The sequence below is a fragment of the Pontibacter sp. T17 genome (assembly GCF_057219875.1).
This window is the reverse complement of sequence record NZ_JBXVVW010000001.1, coordinates 1,061,091-1,079,821: the sequence shown is the minus strand read 5'-3', so window position 1 is coordinate 1,079,821 and position 18,731 is coordinate 1,061,091. Positions and strand designations below refer to the sequence as shown.

Sequence of the window (18,731 nt, the reverse complement as noted above, 5' to 3'; positions counted from 1 at the left end):
ATATGCTTCGGTTAAGGAATGGGGACAAAAATAGAAAATCAGTACGTACCTGCGCTTACGATACCAGTGTACCCACAGCCTCGCCCAGTACCACGCGCTTCAGACTGCCGGCGTTGTTCATGTTGAACACGATAATCGGCAGCTGGTTTTCCTGGCACAGTGTAAATGCCGTCATGTCCATCACGTTCAGGCGGTTCTTCAGTACCTCGGCAAACGAGACCGTTTCAAACTTCACGGCGTTGGCATCCTTCTCTGGGTCGGCAGTGTACACGCCATCCACACGGGTAGCTTTCATCACTACGTCAGCCTCAATCTCGGCAGCGCGCAGACTGGCGGCAGTGTCAGTAGTGAAATACGGGTTGCCGGTGCCCGCAGCCAGAATAATTACCCGCCCCTTTTCCAGGTGACGCACCGCACGCCGGCGGATGAACGTCTCGCATACCTGCTCTACCTTCAGGGCGCTCATCAGGCGGGTGTCGCACTTCTGCCGCTCCAGCGCATCCTGCAGTGCCAGCCCGTTGATTACCGTTGCCAGCATGCCCATGGCATCGCCCTGCGAACGATCCATCCCACTAGCCACGCCTTGCATTCCCCGGAAGATGTTGCCTCCGCCTATCACCACGGCTACCTGCACACCCATCCGCGCTACTTCGGCTATCTCGGCCGCGTAGGTGTCCAGCGTGCTGGTAGAGATGCCGTACTGCGAGTCGCCCATCAGGGCCTCGCCACTCAGTTTCAGAAGGATGCGCTTGTATTTCATCGGGTCAGGGGTAGGGATTCGGGGTGAGGGATGCGGTTTACGAAAGGTACGGACAAAAAAAGAGAGGCCTTAAGCCTCTCTCCTATGAAAATCAAAACGTTAGTCGCCAAGACCCATACGCTTGAAGGCCGTAACCTTCAGGTTGGCACCAGCGGCTTTCAGAACGTCTGTGATGGTCTTAGAGGGGTCCTTCACGAACTCCTGGTTCAGAAGGGTGTTCTCCTTGTAGAACTTGGTCAGCTTGCCCATGGCAATCTTCTCCAGCATGGCTTCAGGCTTGCCTTCCTGGCGTGCCTGCTCTTTGCCGATTTCAATTTCGCGCTCTACAACAGAAGCGTCTACGCCGTCCTTGTCAAGTGCCAGCGGCTTCATCGAGGCCACCTGCATAGCGATATCGCGGCCTACTGCTTCGATGTTGTCTACACCGGCCACACCGTTGAAGGCTACCAGAACACCGATGCGGGCACCGGGATGGATGTAGCTGATGATGCGCTCGCCTTCCAGCAGTTCGTACTTGCCTACGGCAATCTTCTCACCGATACGTGCCATGGCGTCTACCATCATGTTCTCTACCTTGGCACCGTTAACGGTCATCTGGTACAGCTCATCCAGGTTCTTGGGTTGGTTCTTGGCAGCTTCGGCCAGAATATCGGCACCCATTTTCTGGAAGTCTTCGTTACGGGCTACGAAGTCGGTTTCGCAGTTCAGCTCCAGCATAACGGCTTTCTTGCCGCCGTCCAGCAGCTGGGCGAATACGCCGCCTTCTTTTGCATCGCGGTCTTTCCGGGCGTCGCTGATTTTCTGGCCCTTCTTCCGCAGGTATTCTACGGCCTTGTCAAAGTCGCCGTTGGCTTCGGCCAGGGCTTTCTTGCAGTCCATCATGCCGGCGCCGGTCATCTGGCGCAGCTTGTTGACGTCGGAGGCAGAGATGCTCATAATCAGGAGTATGTCGTGTGGGAAGGAACTCTGGGGCACACCCGCCCCAAAGCCGCCGCAAAGGTAAGAGAAATTTGTGTTGTGTAAACGCCTTTTTCCACCGCGCTATTGTCCCACCTCAAACGTCAGGTTGGCCCACCAGCTCTGGTAATCAGCTTCCTCGGGCTTGGCACTTGGCTCCATGTATACTGCCGACACCATCCATTCGCCCGGCGCCCCCAGCTGAAAGGTTACCCGTCCGCGGGCGTCGCTCCGGCTCTCCAAACGGGTCAGCCCATTCGCGCCACGGTGCCATGCCACCACGCGCGCAAACTCCAGCGGCTTGCCTCGCAGTGTCAGCTCAAAGGTAAAGTAACCACCGGCTTTCTGGCTGTAAGGGTTCTGTACTGGCGTCAGTTCCAGTGGCAGCCCTACACGCTGGGTGGCACTTGCCGTGGCATTGGCGCCCGCCTGCACCAGGGTTTTGGCGCAGCGCACATACAGCTCGCGTGCATCCTGGCCCGTCCGCTTCTGCTGGTGGCGCAGCGCCAGAATGTTGTCCAGTCCGTCCTCTTCCAAATAGGCCGTGAAGTCAGCCGCCTTCAGCGAAATGAACGTCGGCTTGCTGTGATACACAAACACATGCGTACCTGGCTCTGCAATACGCACCGCCGCGGCAGGCATCAGCGAGTCAGCAAATGCCCGCTTGGCGATGTCCACTTTGGCGCCTGACGGCTGCACCTGCTCAAATCGCTCTACCCGCGGCCGCTTGAAGGGCCGCTCTTCGCCTTCAAATCCTTCGCCTACAAACAGTTGCAAGGCCATCTGCTGGCCTGGCTCTACCCGGTAGCGCTCGGGCCGTACCCAGAACTCATGGCCACTGAACACAAGAAAAGCCCCGATCAGGGCCACAAGCTGCATCAATTTCGAAGTCTGTATCATTGGTCGTATAAAGGTGTGCTTATCTCATTTCAACAACCGCGCCAACTCCTCGGCCAAGGCGCCGGCTTCCGCTTCCGAATACACATGCAGCAAGGCGTCTATCTCGCCCATACGCTCATCTATCTGCCGCAGCAACTCCTGCCCCTCCGCACTCAGCGTGATGTCCACCAGCCGCCGATCCGCCTGGTTCACACACTTCTCCAGTAGCCCATGCCCCACCAGTCGGTCCACCAGCCGCGACACGTCTGCACGTCGGTCTACAATCCGCTCCCGGATCTGGCTCACCGTCAGGGCTACGCCTGCACCCCGGATGATACGAAGGATATTGAGCTGAGGCTGAGTCAGGTCGTAGGGCGCCAATACGCGGTCTATGCCAATGGCCAGCTCGCTGCTTACCCGCAGCAACACCGCCCGCAGCCGGTGATACTCATTTTGGAAACGCCCCTGCATCGCACAAACATAAAGAAACCAGCCTCCACTGCGGAAGGCTGGTCAGCTTCTGTGTCTACAGCTTAGTGCAGCGGCTTGGCCTCTGGGAAATCCACCGGCACCTGCGTCAGGTTGTGTACATAGTTTACCAGCGACTTCTCTCCCACCAGCGCAATCAGTTCCACCAGCGCTTTCTCATCAAATCCCTGAGCGAAAAATGCTTCCACCAGCGTGGGTGCCACCCGGCCCCGGTCACGAGCCACAGCTGCCGCCAGTTGTACAATGCTTCTCAGCCGTACATCACTGGGTGCTTCAGCCCGAATTGCCAGTGTTTCTTCCTCGCTCACCTGGTTCATCCCGAGAATGGCCGTGTGCGCGGCCAGGCAATAGGCACATTGGTTTACTTCGCTCACCACCAGGTAAATGGCCTCACGCTCTTTCAGCTTGAAACTGCCTTTGGCCAGCGTGCCCTGAAATGCCAGCAGGCCTTCCAGCGCAACAGGCGAGTAACCTATGGTAGCGAACAGGTTGGGCAACATACCGCCCAATTGCTTCTGAATCGCCGCAAACAGCCCTGCACTGGCAGGCACCGTTTCGGCCGTAGGTACGTCAAATGCTTTCATATAAGATGCGACAAGTTTGATGCAAATAACATCGTTGTTTATAACATCAACTTGTCCGCCAGAAGACAATTTGCACTTAACAGCTATTATTCAATGACTTGGAATGACTCCTGCCAGCATTTGCTGAAACTTACCAGCCAGCGCACGAAGGTCATCTACCCGAGCAAGCACTGTCAGCCATTCTGGCGGGATGGCCTCGACGCCATAGGCAACACCGGCCAGCCCACCCGCCAGCGAACCCACTGTGTCGGCATCGTCTCCAAGGTTAACCGCCCGCAACACGGTGTCAGTAAAACCGGAGCCAGACAGCAAGGCCCACAGCGCAGCCTCCAGCGAGTGCACTACATGCCCATCTGAAAGTACCTGACGGCGGTCCAACAGCCCCAAATCCTGCTTCAGCACGCGGTCGAAAAGGGCCCGCACCTCGGCATTGGCCACTGCCGTACTGTCCAGAAAACCATTCACAGCTGGCACCATCGCCTTGTAGGCTTCTCTGGGGGCCAGTCCATGCAGCAGGTTGCGGGCAGTCTCTACATAAATGAAGGCTGCCAGATGACAGACAGGATGTTTGTGTGTAAGCCCCGAGACCGCAACGCAGGCGTCCCAAAGCTCGGCCCGCGACGCCCTAAACCACGCCATGGCAACAGGGAGCACACGCATCAGGCTGTCGTTGCCCTGGGGCAGTTTGTCCAACGGCAGGTCCAACTCGTCGTCTACGCCCCCAGCCATCGTCAGAATGGCCGCACGCGTCGATACCCCTATGTCAAATACATCGCCACGTGCAGTCCAATAGCCGCTTTCATACCACTGTTGAAACCGCTCGGCAAGGTCAGCACGGTCAAGTACTCCAACGGCGGGCTGAACCAGCAGACTCTCCACCAGGCAGCACGTCAGCGACGTGTCGTCGCTCCAGGTGCCTGCCGGCTGGTTGTGCGCCAAATGGCCGTCCATCCCTGTCACGGGGGTTCGGTCCAGCACGTCACGCTGGTCAAATTCATGGGGGATACCCAGAGCATCGCCAATGGCAACGCCCAGCAGTCCGCCGGCTATTTGGTGGGGTTTCATCAGGTGGTTAGTTGTCAGTTCCTTTGGAAAGTTACACAGCCCAGCCTCCCATGCCAATATCCCAACCCTTAAAAACAGTGAAGCCTTCCTATCGGAAGGCTTCATTTATAATCATCAGACAGTCAAGTGCTCTTAGCGGCCCATGACCACCCAGAAAGGTGTGCCACCAAAGGACACGCAGACCACCGTTGTGCCGGTGAACGCTGCCAGGGTTGCGGTGGTGCCAGCAGTAGCTGCGCCATCATAGATCACAGTGCCTCCGCCTACGGTGGTAACCGTCATGCCGGCACCAGTCTGGTTCTTCAGCATCAGCATACGTCCCACTTCGGTGGCTGAGGGGTTCGGCAGCACAATGTTGCCCGCACTGTTTTTAACAACGAAAAGATCGTTGGCCAGTACGTTGTAATTACCGCCTGCGGTATGCACTGTGGCACTACCCCCGAACGAGCCGGCTACCGTCAGGGTCTGATTGGGAGCGGAAACACCAATACCTACCCGGCCCTGCACAGCCAAGCCATTGGACGGGGCGCTGGCCGAAGCAAAGCCAGCACCTACCGTCATGTTGCCTGCTACGGAAAGCTCGCTACCCGGCGAGTTGGTACCGATGCCTACAGAACCCTGTGGCGAATTGCTTACGTCGTTCCAGGCCAGATTTACATTGCCGATGCCCAGACCCGAACCACCGTAAATGTTTACGTTGCCACCCGAGTTGTTGCCTGCATCGCCACCCCGAATACTGATCGAGCCAGCGATACCGCCATTGTCCGTGTAGCCACCCACCAGCACCACATCGCCACCGTCGCCATTGGTAGACTCACCACCAACCAGCGACAGAAGCCCACCCTTTGCACCGCCAGCACCATTTGCTGTGCCCGCCGTCAGGGTGATATTACCTCCAACGGGACCGTCTGTGGCCGCGCCACCCTGAATGATCACATTGCCTGGCAGGCCGCTGTTGTTGTTCAGGCCACCACCTATAAACACATCACCCGCAGGGCCGTCATCGCTGTCGCCACCCGCCACGTTCACGTCACCGCCAGCGCCAGTGCCCAAACCCGAACCGGCACCCATCGTCAGGTTGCCACCGTTCTGGTTGAGTGCAGAAGTGCTGCCTGCAAACAACAGCAGGTCACGCCCCTGGGCCGCAGTGCTGTTCTCGATGGAAATCGAGTGGTTGTTAAGGTTATTGAACAATATGTTGCCGGTCAATCGTGCGTTGCCCGCAACCTCAAGCGCGTTCAGGCCCGTTGCACCACCAATCAACACCGAACCAGTATTGGCAATGCGCATCCGCTCTACGCCCTGCGTAGCAAAAATCACAGGCTGCAAATTGCCCACGGGTGTGCCCAGATACTGCTGGCCGGCACCTACACCCGAGTTCGTCAGGGCCGTGCCGCCGGTCAGCGCCCAGCCAGCACCACCCGAGGGGGTCGTCCAGCTAAGCACACCCGTGCCGTTCGTCGTCAGCACCTGACCGTTCGTACCGGCAGTCGTCGGCAGGGTCAGCGTGTAGCTGCTCGCCAGTATCGATGGGGCCTGTATCGCCACATTGGGTACCGTACCCACGTTGCTCAAGCTGTTGTCGGCCAGCAGGCGCAGGCTCTGGCGCGAGCCGTCCGTGTTGCCCACTACCACGTCCACGTTACCGAAGTAGGCCGTCTGCGGCAGCGAGGTCACATCTACTGGAGCACCCACATTGTAGCCCACCGACAGCTTGCCCAGCGTCAGGTTCTCACCGCCCAGAATACTCGACAGCGTACCATTGAGGATCGTGTTCTTGAAACCGCCGATAATGGCATTGTGTGTATTGCCTACATCCTCAGCACCATTGTCAATGGAGTTCTGTGCACCGCCGCCGATAAAGCTGTAGGGCGAGCTGATCAGTACGTTCTGCTCACCGCCAACCACTGCGCCATAAGGGGCGGGCATAGAGCTGGAAAAAACCTGGTTCAAGCTGCCCGCGCCGATAAAGGAACCAGCCAGATTGGCCGCAGGAAAGTCTGTAGCAATGGTATTGTTCACCCCGCCCACAAGAACACTGTAATCCAGTGTGCCGCCTGACGATACACGGATACGGTTGCCACCGCCGCCACCCAGCACGGCTGCTGTGGCGTTCTCGCTGACCGAGTTGGACGCACCACCCGCCAGCACCACATGCGAGGAGCCTACCGTGTTGCTTTCGCCACCACCCAAGAAGGAGTTGTCACCCACAGTAGCGTTACCACTACCGCCAACAACTACCGACTGTGCGCCGCCAGCGTTGTTGCCGCCACCCGCACCCACGAAGCCCGACTGGCCACTCACCGAGTTGCTGTTACCACCGACAATGGCACCAAAGTCGGCCCCAGCCGTGTTGCTGCCCCCGCCACCCACAAAGGCACTCTGAACCACTGCACGGTTATCCGAACCCCCTGCTACCGTTGCGAACTGTGAGCCCGCTACGTTATTGAAGCCCCCGCCTACTGTGGCGTAGCTGGCGTCCAGTGTCGTACCTGCATTGTCGCCCGCAGAGTTGCCAGCGCCACCGGCTACTACGCCAAACTGGTCAGTGATTTGGTTCGGCGAGCCCGAGGCACCACCACCACCAATGATACTGCCCGCCGCAGCTATGTTCACCGAGTTTAAGCTGCTGCCACCCACGATGATTGGCGTCTGACCAGAGCCTGGGCTCAAATACTGCATCACCGTTTCGTTCTCTACAACAAACCGCACCGGAACCGTATTCGTAGAGCCCAGCACTTCTGTGCCTGTCAGTGCGTTGCCACTGAAGCTCCAGCCGCTGGCACCTGCCGCAGCCCAGGTCAGGTTGCCCGATGCATCCGATTGCAGCACTCCCGAGGTGCCCGGATAGCTGGCAGGAAGTGTATACAGCGTGTTGCTGGCCACGGCTGCGGGAGCCCGGAAACCTATCGTATTCGTACCGTTGCCATTTGCTTCCGTAAACTCCAGCACTGGCGCCGTATTGTTGTCGTTCTGCAACGAAATGCCGTTGTTGTTCACCACCACTGCTGGGCCTGTACCGACTTTCTCTACCTGAAGCGCTGGCTGGTTGCTGCCCCCATTGGTATTGCGCACACGTGCTGCAATGCCATTGTTGGCCGTGTTCAGCGCCTGAATACCCGGCCCGCTGCTGTTCGACTCGCCCAGTATCGCAGTCGCGCCGTTACCCGCAAAGCCATACACGCCTGCTGCCGCCGCCGACGTTCCGTTCGACTGGCCATACACACCCGCCATCGGGTTGATGCCCGAACCCGTATGCACACCGCTCACAGCGTAGCTGTTGGCGAGAGTCGAGTTGTTGACACCCCGTACACCGCTTGCATTTGAGCTGCTGGAACCAAAAACACCTGCCGCGCTCGGATCCGTACTACCGGTAGCACCCCGTACACCGTAGGTAACGTTGGAGGTACCTGCCGAGTTATTGCCGTATACAGCCGCGGTATTGGCAGCGGCACCCGTGTTGGTTACTTCCAGTGTATTGGAAGCCGCCGCCGAACCAATCGTTACCACCGTTCCCGTGTTCGACAGGTTGGTAGCCTCAACCCATGCCGAACCGTCCCAGCGCAGGGTGTTGCCTGCTACCGTGCCTGCCGCCAGGCTCGTGCCGGCAGCGCCCCACGTCAGGTTGCCGGCGCCATCGGTCGTCAGCACCTGGCCGTTCGTACCAAAGTTCGCTGGCAGCGTATACAGGTAGTCGGCACCCAGCAGTGCAGGGGCCCGGAAGCCTACGTAGTTCAGGCCGTTGCCGCTGTTCTCATACAGCCGCAGGCTGGCCGCAGCGTCGTTGTTGTTCCTGATGCTTACAAAACCATTGAAGGTAGCCAGCGTAGCTGCTGTCGGCGTCCCAGACTGGTTGTCAATCGTGGCGATATCCGCCGTCATACCCGACAGACCAAGCACCCGTACCGCATGGCCACCCGCACTGGTACTGTTGCCTCTCACATACAGTGCCGGGCCAGCGGTTCCACCTGTGTTATCCGCCAGCACACCCGCCGCAGCAGTAGTTGTCGAACCATACACACCTGCACTGGCACCTACCGTCGAGCTGGTGGTACCCCGTACGCCATAGCCCGAGCCCGAGCCTGTGTAACTGCCCCATACACCCGCAGAACCTGCGCCACCGAGGGCGTTGCCTACTACGCCGTAATTAACGAAGATGGAGGCACCAGTTGCCTGGCCACGCACAGCGGCGATGTTGCCAGTCGTCGTGTTTGTATTCGTTACGTCCAGCGAGTATGTATTCGAGCTGGCCGACACCGATACGTTCGTGCCATCGTTCGTCAGGTTAAACGATTCTGCCCAGCTGGTACCATTCCAGCGAAGCGTACTGTTGGCCAGCGTACCCAGCGAAACACTGCTGCCGCTCGGTGTTAACCAGCTCAGGTTGCCCGAACCGTCGGTCGTCAGCAGTTGGCCGTTGGTGCCGTCTGCCGCTGGAAGCACATAGGTAGTGGAACCCGTCAGCGTGGCAGGAGAACGGAATGCCACATAATCAGGGCCACTGTTCGCTTCGCGCAGCCGCAACTCCGGTGCATTGGCGGTGCTTGTCAGCAGCTCTACAAAATTGCCTTCAAATGAGCCCGCGGCACCTGTACTGATAGCCCTACCGGAGATTGCAGGGCCCGTGCTTGACGAGAAACCGCGCACACCCGCAGCGCCATTCGCAGCCCGGCCTTCGACACCAGCACCCTCTACACCCGAGCTCTGGGTAATACCCTGAACACCCACGGTGGCAAAGCTGGTAATGGCAGTGGCCTCGCCACGTACACCAATCCCCGCAGTTCCACCGCTCGATTGGCCGCGCACACCATAGCCAGCAGACGCAATACCATATACACCCACCGAGTTAGCGCTCGTGCTGCTCGTCGAACCCTGCACGCCATAAGAGATGGCCCCAGTGTTATCACTCGCACTGCCGGATATGGCAGTGCCACCCGCAACGCTTGACGTTACCTGCAGGGCATCGCTTACGCTGCTGTTGATGGTCACCAGGTTGCCATTGTTCGTCAGGTTGCTGGCTTCCACCCAGGCCGAACCATTCCAGCGCAGCGTGTTGCCCGCACCCGTACCCGCAGCCAGACCACCGCCTACCGCAGCCCACGTCAGGTTGCCACCCGCATCGGTCGTCAGGTAGCCCCCCGCCAGAATGGCCGGAGGCAACGTATACACCCAGTTGCCTGCCAGTGCATTCGGTGCCTTGAAGCCAATGTAGTTGGCACCACTGCTCGAGGCTTCGTAGAACTGCATTTCCAGTGCGGCGTTATCGTTGTTCCGCAGCTCTACCGTGTTGTTGTAAACGCTCAGCGCAGGGCCGGTACCCTGCTGGTCTATCAGCACACCGATGGAAGGGTTCGATGTATTCTCTACCAGGAACTGCCCCGCCGAGCCACTGGACAGCGCGTTACTGCGACCAATGACACCCGTACCACCACCCGAGGTTTCGCCTACAACACCCGAGGCGCCATTAGTGGAAATGCCATATACACCGCCACCAAAGAAATCCTGCGAATTCGTGGTGCCATAGACACCGTACGTTACGTTGGTGGTGGAGATAGGCGCGGAACCCAGCACACCGGCCGAGCTCGCTACCGTCGAAACGTTCTGGCCTTGTACACCCGCAGAAGCGGTCGCACCACTGTAGTAGCCGTAGACACCTGCGCCAGTACCCCCGTTGTTCTCACCCCGTACACCGGAGCCAGCACCTGCCGTCGAGCCCTGAACACCCGCAGAAACCAGGTTGGTACTTTGCGTGAAACCCCGCACACCATATGTCGCGTTGGCGGTCACCGATGCGGCTTCGCCATAAACACCTGTCGTGTTCACCGCCGCAGCCGAACTGCGGCCATATACGCCATAGCCATTGGCCGAAGTGCTGCCGAACACACCTGCACCATTCGTTGCAGTGCTCGTTGTAGTACCCGTTACACCATAAGTGGTGAAACTGGAACCCCCACTGGCACGGCCCAGAATTGCCGAAACACCGTTCAGCGACAGGTTCGTCGTAGACACATCCACCACGTTGAAGCCCGTCGAGTTGGTGGCTGTAACTGTGGTGCCATCGTTGGTCAGGTTGCTGGCTTCCACCCAGCTGGTGCCATTCCAGCGCAGGGTGTTGTTGGTGGTTGTACCCGCAGCAACACTGCCGCCGCCCACCGTCGTCCAGCTCATGTTACCAGTGCCATCAGACGTCAGCACCTGGCCGTTGGTGCCTACCGAATTGGGTAGAGTCAGAGCCACGTCGCTGCCAAGTGCCGTCGGCGAGGCCAGCGAAACATAGTTGATACCGTTGCTGCTGCCTTCCTGGAAGCGGACTTCTGCGGGGGTATTATTCGTGTTCACCAGCTCCACATAGTTGTTCTCGAAAGAACCCGCAGCGCCGGAACCCGCGCGGCCACGTATAGCCGGAGCTGTCGTCAGGCTCGCACCCATCACACCGGATGCGCCGCTGCTCGACTGACCGAAGACACCCGCACCATCCGGCGTACTGGAATTGCTGTAGCCTGCAACACCATAGGTAAGGTTGGCCGAAGCCAGCGAGTTGTCGCCGATGATTGCAGAAGAACCTGAACTTGTGTTTGTCGTCTCTACATACAGCGCATTGAGATTAGGCGTGGTAATGGTCACGTTGTTGGTCGACACTGTCAACAGACTGGTCTCCACCCAGTTCGTGCCATTCCAACGCAGGGTGTTGTTGGTTGCTGTGCCTGCTGCAACACTGCCGCCGCCCACAGTGGTCCAGTTCAGCACACCCGTGCCGTCGGTGGTCAGTACCTGGCCGTTGGTGCCCGCCGTCGGGGGCAATGAGAGTGTGTAGTTTGCCGCCAGTGCACTCGGAGCCTGCACCGACACGTAGTTCGTGCCATTGGCAATGCTTTCCAGGAAACGGAGAGGCGTAGGTGTACCACTCGTATTAACGAGTTCTACGTAGCCCCCCTGAAAAGTACCGGAAGCCCCTGTACCCAGCGTGCGGCCAAAAATCGCACTGCCGCTGCCGATGGCTTCGCCCAAAACACCATTGCCCGAGCTGCTTGCCTGGCCAATTACACCCGCAGCACCATTACTTGCGGTGCCATACACCCCTGCCCCCAGTGCGCTCGTCGAGTTGCTGGAGCCGTACACACCGTAGGTCGCAGAAAGTGTACCGGCTGTTGCCACACCCATAACACCCGCCCCCCCCCCGGCAGTGCTGCTGGTACCGTAAACACCACTACCAGAGCCTGTGTTCGTGTAGCTGCCACCTATGCCATACCCGCTCGTAATGTTACCGTTGGTACCCAGCACACCATAGCCAGAGTTGGTGTTGGTGCCGTAAACACCCGCAGCCGAAACGTTGGTACTGCTGGTGGTGCCATAAATCCCATAAGTAGCATTGGTGGTTATGGTTGTCATGTTGCCACGCACTGCCGCAGCTGTAGACGCAGCTGAGCTGTTGTTAGCAACAAGGCCCAGCGCGCTGTTCGCTGCCACCGATACCGTCGTGCCATCGTTCGTCAGGTTGGCAGCCTCCACCCAGCTGGTGCCGTTCCAGCGCAGCGTGTTGTTGGCGACCGTGCCAGCGGTTACGCCACCACTCGGGGTGGTCCAGCTCAGCGCACCCGTGCCGTCGGTGGTCAGTACCTGGCCGTTGGTGCCTGCCGAGTTCGGCAGGGTCAGGGCCACGTTCCCGCCAAGGGTTGCCGGTGCTGCCAGCGACACAAAGTTGGCGCCGTTGGTGCTGGCCTCCTGAAAGCGAAGGGGAACTGGCGCGTTGTTCGTGTTTACCAGTTCTACCCAGCTGTTCTCGAACGATGCCGTAGCGCTACTGCCTGCACGCGCCTTGAGTGCAGGGCCAGTGCCGGTGGCCAGTGCCAGTACAGCAGTTGCCGCACTACCCGAACTACCATAGATGGCCGCACTGTTGGCATTAGTGGAAATTGTTTGCCCCTGAACACCAAAGCCCCCACCTGTTCCATTGTAAAAACCCTGAACACCAGCGCCCTGGTCTGTCGCTACACCATACACGCCCGCAGAACCTGTATTGCTGGAGTTTGTTTGGCCGATCACACCATATGCAATCTGCGGTGAAAATCCGGTGGCCAAGCCCCGAATACCTGCAATATTGGAGCCCGACGCATTCGAGTTTTCACCGATAAAGGCAAAGTTGCCGCTTGTAGTTTGGGCACTTACCAGCGTTCCATCGTTTGTCAGATTGGCAGCCTCCACCCAGTTTGTCCCGTTCCAGCGCAGCGTATTATCGGTTGCCGTGCCGCTGGCCACAGTACCTGTAATACTGCTCCAGCTCATGGCTCCGGCACCGTTGGTCGTCAGTACCTGACCGCTCGTACCATCTGCCGCTGGCAGCGTGTAGGTAGTAGAAGCAGGCAACAAATTGGGCGCACGAAGGGCCACATAATCAAGGCCACCGCTCTCTTCGCGGAAACGCAGTTGTGAGGGGCCGGGGCCTGTGCTGGTCAATTCTACATACGTATTGACGAACTGGGCCGCTGGGCCAGAAGCTGCCTGAGCCACCAGCGCCGGGCCATTGCCTGTGTTGGTGGCCCGCACACCTGCGCCCGCAGCGTTGGTACTGGCTGTCGTACCAAATACACCTGCACCCGTAGCCGCAGTATTGGTTGCTACACCATAAACACCCGCCGCGCCAGCCGCCGGCGAATTCGCACTACCGTGTACCCCATAGTTTACCGCAGCAGGAGCTCCTGACGTGGCATTGCCCCGTACACCAGAAGTTCCAGCGACCGTACTACTCGCCACAGTCTCAAGTGCATTGCCCGTCGGCGAGATGATCACCAGGCCATTCCCAGTCGACTTCACGGCATCCGTCTCCACCCAGTTCGTCCCGTTCCAGCGCAGCGTGTTGTCGTTGGCCGTGCCGCTGGCTACGGTGCCAGTAATCGTGCCCCAGCTCAGGTTTCCGGCAGCGTCAGTCGTCAGGAAGCCGCCCGGCGTAACTGCTGCGGGCAGCGTATAGGTAATATCGGCTGCCTGTGCCTGAGCCTGGAAAGCTGTGAAGTTGGCCCCTGCTGCCGAGGGCTCACGGAACCGCATCTGCCCGGCGGTGCCCGTGTTGTCCAGCAGGAAATTGCCATCGGCCAACGTCAGCCGCTGGCTGGGGGCTGGCGTACCAATACCCACCAGACCCGCAGCATCTATGCGCATGCGCTCCACGTTGTTGGTATAAAACGGAACAGGATTGCCGTTGGTCGAGCCTATAAACTCGCCACCTGCCAGCGCATTGCCCGTGAAGGTCCAGCCCGCAAAGGCCGATCCCCCTACTGCCTGAAAGTCAGCACCGTCATACGAATACAGCCTTTCTTCGCCAGCCCCGTACACATACACTACCATACCACGGTTGTTCTGCCGCTGTATAGGCGGCAGGGCATCCAGCACCGCATCAAAGGCCGCCAGCTGCGCCACCGACATGCGTGGCAACAGCAGACCCTGCGTCGTCGATTGCAGGTCCAGTAGCGCGTTCGGCTCGGGCGTCGTCGTGCCAATGCCAACCTGGGCCTGGGCTGTGCCAATAGTACACAGTACGGCCAGTACGCCGAGGGCCACTCGTTGTAGCTTTTTCATGGTAGTAGTAGTTCAGTGCTGCCCTCCAGTACGCATTTACGCTTACTGAAGGATACAAGCAGGGCAGATTATTACAACTGCAAATTAGACAACTTCCCGCTCTCTCCAAACAATTGAACCCAAACGACAAAGGCCCCTGACAGGGGCCTTACAGATATGCTGTTTCGGTGTTTTGACTTAGAAAACGTACCACGTACCCACGCCATCGGAGATGAACCCGCGCGTGCCAGGGCTGGTGACAGTAAATGCTGTCGTGATGGCGCCGCCGCCACCTGTAAAGCCGTCACCGGACGCGGTGCTGAAGGTAACCTGCGTACCCGGTATCAGGGTCGTGATATCGCACAGGATATAGTAGATACGCCCGCGGCAGGTGCTCGCGTTTGGTAGTGTCACATTCGTCGTAAGCCCTGCCGTACCCGCCACACGAACAAAATAATGCGTGTCATTGATCGTGTGGGGACCTATACCCACCAGCGAGGTGAAGTTCACCGACTGCGAGCCGTTCACTGTCAACGAAGAATTTGGAACCGTCTCGTTGATACCTACACGCCCACTCGTCGTTACCAGCGCCGGACCGCCAGTGTTGCTGATTGTCACCCCTGTGCCCGCAGTTGATGAAACAGCGATGCCAAAGCCACCGGCATTCGTTGCGAAAACCGCCGTGCCGTTGTTTGTCTGGGCATACACTGCCTGTCCGTTAGGCGAGCTTGCGTCCATGCCAATGGCCGTACCCACGGCCCGCAGGCCCCGGCCGCCCGTTACATTCGCCTGAAAGTAGCCCCCATAACCGTTGTTTTGAAGGCCAACCCCCACAACTCCTATCGCCCCACCGGGCAAAGACGGCGCACTGCTTCCAGAAATCCCTACCACGCCATGCCCTATGGGCGAATATGCAATGCCCTTCACCCCTGCGGTCACGGTAGTAGCTCCTGTGGCCGTGCCCAGCACGCCAATGCCGTCGTTTGTCGAAAGCGTGGCTCCCTGAAGTGCAGGGGTTGCGCTGGCAGAGTTGGTCTGCGTAAACAGGCCCGCAATAGCGTTGGCGCCGCTGGCTTCTATGTTCAGCACATTACCTGCACCGATTGCACTTGTACCTGAATACGGCAGTGTCAGCCCGTCATTGGCCCATACAGGAATACCTGCTCCCGTAGACTGAAGCACCTGTCCCGAAAAACCCGCATTGCCTGCCAACTGCAGAGGCCCCGCAATCCACAGGCCGTTGCTTAGCACAAGATTCCCATCGGGTAGCATTACCGCCAGTGTGGTAAAACCGGCAGGGCTGCCTGCTGTTCCACTGGCGACACCAATCGTAAGAAATCCACTCGAAGGGCTGGAGGCTATCTGATAGGCAAATCCATCTGTAGCTGGGACAGTATTACCAAACGCCTGGTCATAAAACGCATTAAACATAATGCCGTTGGAAATGCCCGGCCGGTGGTAGAGGCTGATATCCCTGTTTGGCCCAAACAGCGCCAGATTACCCTCTGCTGCCGGCGCCAACACCTGAAACGGCGCATTTAAGGGGCGCATGCCCACCCCAAGCCGGTCAGCACCTATGAATACGCTGGGGTCCCAGTTGGCCGCAGAGTCTGCACCCGCAACTGGGCTATCGCCAGTCCCAAACGTCAGGAACTCCTCACCGGCACTGACCGCCATATATGCCATCAATCCCGGCCCTAACGACCGGAAGTCTCCCGAAACCGTATCCTGATACCCATTGAACAAAATCCCGGAAACATCCGACCGCGTGAACACACTTATACCCGATACTGTGGGGCCAAACAGCGCAGCCATCCCATTCACCGCCGACAAGGGGTTCACTTCCAGTCGCGCCTTGGTGGGCAATGCCCCTATGCCAACCGCCCGCACCAGAGGCGAGTTCACTGCGCGGTTGCCATTCCGCAAAAACGCCAGGTCGGCACCCGAACCCTGCACACGCCAGCCAGTGGTGGTCCACACCATCAGCCGTTCCAGGTTGGTGTTGTAACCCACCATGCCCACTTCAGTTGCACCATAGCTGCCCGCCGCGGCGGCGCTGTCAGCTGATGAATAGTAGGGCATCAGTACTCCGCGGCCTGTACCAGACACATGTAGCAACGACTGTGCGTTCGGCGTCACTGTGCCAATACCTACTTGTGCTGTCGCATTGGCAAAAGACAGCAGCGCCAGCGCCAATGCGCCCGCAATTCTCCCAGGCAGATTCTTCATGGTTCAGTCAGTATGGCTATTTCTCACCAATACTCGACTTCAAAAATAGAAAAGAGCAGCACCCAACCATTGGATACTACTCTTTACAACAAACTTATTCTCAATTATTAACAAGGCGCCGGCGTTCAGCCTTTCCCTTTGCCCTTGGGGCCACCTTTTCCTGGGCCACCACCCTGCTTTTTGGCTTGGCCGGGCGGCACGCCTTTGTTCTTCTTGGGCCCGCGGTTGGGCTGGGCAGGGTCCACATATGTTATGGGGTAGCGGCTGCTGTGGGTGCTGTACAATGTCTGGGGCCGATCGCCAGTAAAGTCCAGTGCTACTACCGTTGCCGTGTTCAGACTGAAGCCTACGTAGGGCATCGGCAGACTGGCCGTTACGTTCCAGCCGTTGCCCCCCAGCGAAATGAATACGCCTTTGGTGCAGTCGTAGTACGACCGTGCTTCGGGTATGTAGTAGTATCGGGGCTGCTGCTTGTTGCGGTAGCCGTGTGCAGGCGCCCACGGCGGCGGACCCTGGGAAAACAGCTGGCTGGGCAGCATCAGCGTCAGTACCACCAGCGTGAGCAAGGCAGGGAAGTAGCGTTTCATGTCAGGTAGGTGTTTGAGTTGTCTGCCCACCCTCCTGCAACATCCATACCATGCCCTTTCTCGCCCTCCGCGCGCGCCAACCGTCCAGTTAACAGTACATCTTATGCCCGCCCCCGCAGCGCCTTCAGCATCTCCGCCTCCAGCGCGTGGGGCAGCGGCAGGGTATACGTATTCTGCTCTTTCCGGAACGACAGCCGCCCCACGCCCGGTGCCGCCCCACCCGAATCATAAGACCAGTCTTTGCGCCGCAGCAGTTCAGGCTGCTCCCAGCCCAGTGGCTTGCCATTGACCTCCGCCCCAAAAGGATACACCACCACCTGCACTGGCCGCTCCCCATTGCCGCCTGCCAGCTGCCGTCGCAGATACCACACCTGCACCCAGCTGATGCCGTTCATCAGCCCCACCACACCCAGGTATACCCCCAGAAATGCCGCCAGTCGACCAATGCTCCAGCGCTCGGCTGGGGCTTCACTGTCCAGCTCAGCCCATACAATTGCCAACATAATGAGTATGCCAACCAACAGTACCGGATTACGCTGGTCTTTGGCGCTGGTTTCTGCCTGAATCAACCGTTCGTGCACTACCATTTCCAGTGGCACCGTCCACCCCACCAGCGGCAGATGAGCCTTCAGCAGTTGTGTCCACCTGCGCGCACCTAAATGCATTTGCAACGCCAAAAACCCCGCTACCACCAGCACTCCAAAACCCAGCATGAAGCTCCACGCAAACCAGGGAGTGCGGCGGTCCAGCGCTCCGACCGTATAAACTCCAGTTGCGAGAATGGCCGCGACAAAACCACAGACTGCCAGCGCCCGGTTGCGTATTCGCAGGAGAAAGTCGCTCGAGGTTTTTGCCTTCATGCTACCTCAGTTCTTCCGCTATCAGTTCCTGCACCTCGGCCACCTTGTCTTTCGGTATCGGTATCTGTATCCAGAAGTTCGAATCGCGCCACCGTCCATCCTCTACCGACAGGTAAAATGCTGCGTCGCCACCGTCCTGCACCGTCCGCACCAGAGCCGTTTTCAGCTTCACGCGTGTCCATCGGCCCCAGTCCAGCCGCAAGCCTGCCCCCTCGAAGCCTCTGCCGTACAGCGTATACCGCACCTCGCCCTGGCGCAGCAGCCACCACGCCACTACATTCAGTAACACAAACATGACCAGCAGCCCTGCGCCGTAGAGCCATTGCTCATGAAATCCGTCATTATTGCCCCCTTCTAACGCCCTTTCAGCTGCTTCATGGTTCAACATCATCAACAGCACCAGTACCCCTACGCCTGTTTGCGTTTGCGGGGTATCGAGCCATAGAAAGGGATAGGCCCGCCAGTCCAGAATCTTCATGCCCTCTACGCCTGGCAAAGTCCAGCTTACCACGCGGGTCGTAAGCATATACCGGTGCCAGTCATAGGCCTGGTACAGGTGCAGCACCCCCAACCCGCCAAAAACTACCATGAGAACTACCTCCATCGAATTAGTCAGAGGATGAAATGGCGGCGTCAGAAATCCAACTACGGCAATAGCAGCTAGCAATTGACCCAATCCCAGCGCCAGGTAATAATCACGCATCTCGAAAGGTGATGCAAAGGCCGAATATCCAGCAACCCTTACTTGTAAAAAATTACCAAGAACCCG

At 58.6% G+C, this 18,731-nt stretch carries 11 protein-coding genes; all 11 read right to left on the bottom strand.

All coding sequences use genetic code 11. The annotated features are described in order from the left end of the window. Positions 1-55: 55 nt before the first annotated feature. The 11 genes from pyrH to AC2D8O_RS04790 all read right to left on the bottom strand — a co-directional run bounded on the left by pyrH (position 56) and on the right by AC2D8O_RS04790 (position 18,665). Positions 56-760, bottom strand: a complete 705-nt coding sequence (gene pyrH / locus AC2D8O_RS04840) for a UMP kinase (RefSeq protein WP_484677666.1) — start codon at positions 758-760, stop codon at positions 56-58. A 99-nt stretch (positions 761-859) separates the two neighbouring features. Then, positions 860-1,696, bottom strand: a complete 837-nt coding sequence (gene tsf / locus AC2D8O_RS04835) for a translation elongation factor Ts (RefSeq protein WP_484677665.1) — start codon at positions 1,694-1,696, stop codon at positions 860-862. Between the two features lie 105 nt (positions 1,697-1,801). Next, on the bottom strand, positions 1,802-2,617 hold the full coding sequence (locus AC2D8O_RS04830) for a DUF4198 domain-containing protein (protein WP_484677664.1): 816 nt from the start codon (positions 2,615-2,617) through the stop codon (positions 1,802-1,804). A 24-nt stretch (positions 2,618-2,641) separates the two neighbouring features. Then, positions 2,642-3,067 carry a MarR family winged helix-turn-helix transcriptional regulator gene (locus AC2D8O_RS04825; RefSeq protein WP_484677663.1) on the bottom strand — a complete coding sequence of 142 codons (426 nt, stop codon included), beginning with the start codon at positions 3,065-3,067 and terminating at the stop codon, positions 2,642-2,644. A gap of 62 nt (positions 3,068-3,129) precedes the next feature. Beyond that, positions 3,130-3,669, bottom strand: a complete 540-nt coding sequence (locus tag AC2D8O_RS04820) for a carboxymuconolactone decarboxylase family protein (protein ID WP_484677662.1) — start codon at positions 3,667-3,669, stop codon at positions 3,130-3,132. A 90-nt stretch (positions 3,670-3,759) separates the two neighbouring features. After that, a complete protein-coding gene (locus tag AC2D8O_RS04815; protein WP_484677661.1) occupies positions 3,760-4,734 on the bottom strand; it encodes an ADP-ribosylglycohydrolase family protein in 975 nt (324 codons plus the stop codon). A 132-nt stretch (positions 4,735-4,866) separates the two neighbouring features. Next, positions 4,867-14,307, bottom strand: a complete 9,441-nt coding sequence (locus AC2D8O_RS04810; protein WP_484677660.1) for a hypothetical protein — start codon at positions 14,305-14,307, stop codon at positions 4,867-4,869. Between the two features lie 177 nt (positions 14,308-14,484). After that, a complete protein-coding gene (locus AC2D8O_RS04805; protein ID WP_484677659.1) occupies positions 14,485-16,515 on the bottom strand; it encodes a hypothetical protein in 2,031 nt (676 codons plus the stop codon). Between the two features lie 125 nt (positions 16,516-16,640). Further along, on the bottom strand, positions 16,641-17,102 hold the full coding sequence (locus AC2D8O_RS04800; RefSeq protein WP_484677658.1) for a hypothetical protein: 462 nt from the start codon (positions 17,100-17,102) through the stop codon (positions 16,641-16,643). 101 nt (positions 17,103-17,203) lie between these two features. Then, positions 17,204-17,962 carry a hypothetical protein gene (locus AC2D8O_RS04795; RefSeq protein ID WP_484677657.1) on the bottom strand — a complete coding sequence of 253 codons (759 nt, stop codon included), beginning with the start codon at positions 17,960-17,962 and terminating at the stop codon, positions 17,204-17,206. Between the two features lies 1 nt (position 17,963). Continuing rightward, positions 17,964-18,665 (bottom strand): hypothetical protein, encoded by a 702-nt coding sequence (locus tag AC2D8O_RS04790; protein WP_484677656.1) that lies wholly within the window; start codon positions 18,663-18,665, stop codon positions 17,964-17,966. Positions 18,666-18,731 lie beyond the last annotated feature (66 nt).

Coding starts and splice junctions, on each gene's coding strand:
- pyrH (WP_484677666.1), bottom strand. CDS start 760: ATGAAATACAAGCGCATCCTTCTGAAACTGAGTGGCGAGGCCCTGATG.
- tsf (WP_484677665.1), bottom strand. CDS start 1,696: ATGAGCATCTCTGCCTCCGACGTCAACAAGCTGCGCCAGATGACCGGC.
- AC2D8O_RS04830 (WP_484677664.1), bottom strand. CDS start 2,617: ATGATACAGACTTCGAAATTGATGCAGCTTGTGGCCCTGATCGGGGCT.
- AC2D8O_RS04825 (WP_484677663.1), bottom strand. CDS start 3,067: ATGCAGGGGCGTTTCCAAAATGAGTATCACCGGCTGCGGGCGGTGTTG.
- AC2D8O_RS04820 (WP_484677662.1), bottom strand. CDS start 3,669: ATGAAAGCATTTGACGTACCTACGGCCGAAACGGTGCCTGCCAGTGCA.
- AC2D8O_RS04815 (WP_484677661.1), bottom strand. CDS start 4,734: ATGAAACCCCACCAAATAGCCGGCGGACTGCTGGGCGTTGCCATTGGC.
- AC2D8O_RS04810 (WP_484677660.1), bottom strand. CDS start 14,307: ATGAAAAAGCTACAACGAGTGGCCCTCGGCGTACTGGCCGTACTGTGT.
- AC2D8O_RS04805 (WP_484677659.1), bottom strand. CDS start 16,515: ATGAAGAATCTGCCTGGGAGAATTGCGGGCGCATTGGCGCTGGCGCTG.
- AC2D8O_RS04800 (WP_484677658.1), bottom strand. CDS start 17,102: ATGAAACGCTACTTCCCTGCCTTGCTCACGCTGGTGGTACTGACGCTG.
- AC2D8O_RS04795 (WP_484677657.1), bottom strand. CDS start 17,962: ATGAAGGCAAAAACCTCGAGCGACTTTCTCCTGCGAATACGCAACCGG.
- AC2D8O_RS04790 (WP_484677656.1), bottom strand. CDS start 18,665: ATGCGTGATTATTACCTGGCGCTGGGATTGGGTCAATTGCTAGCTGCT.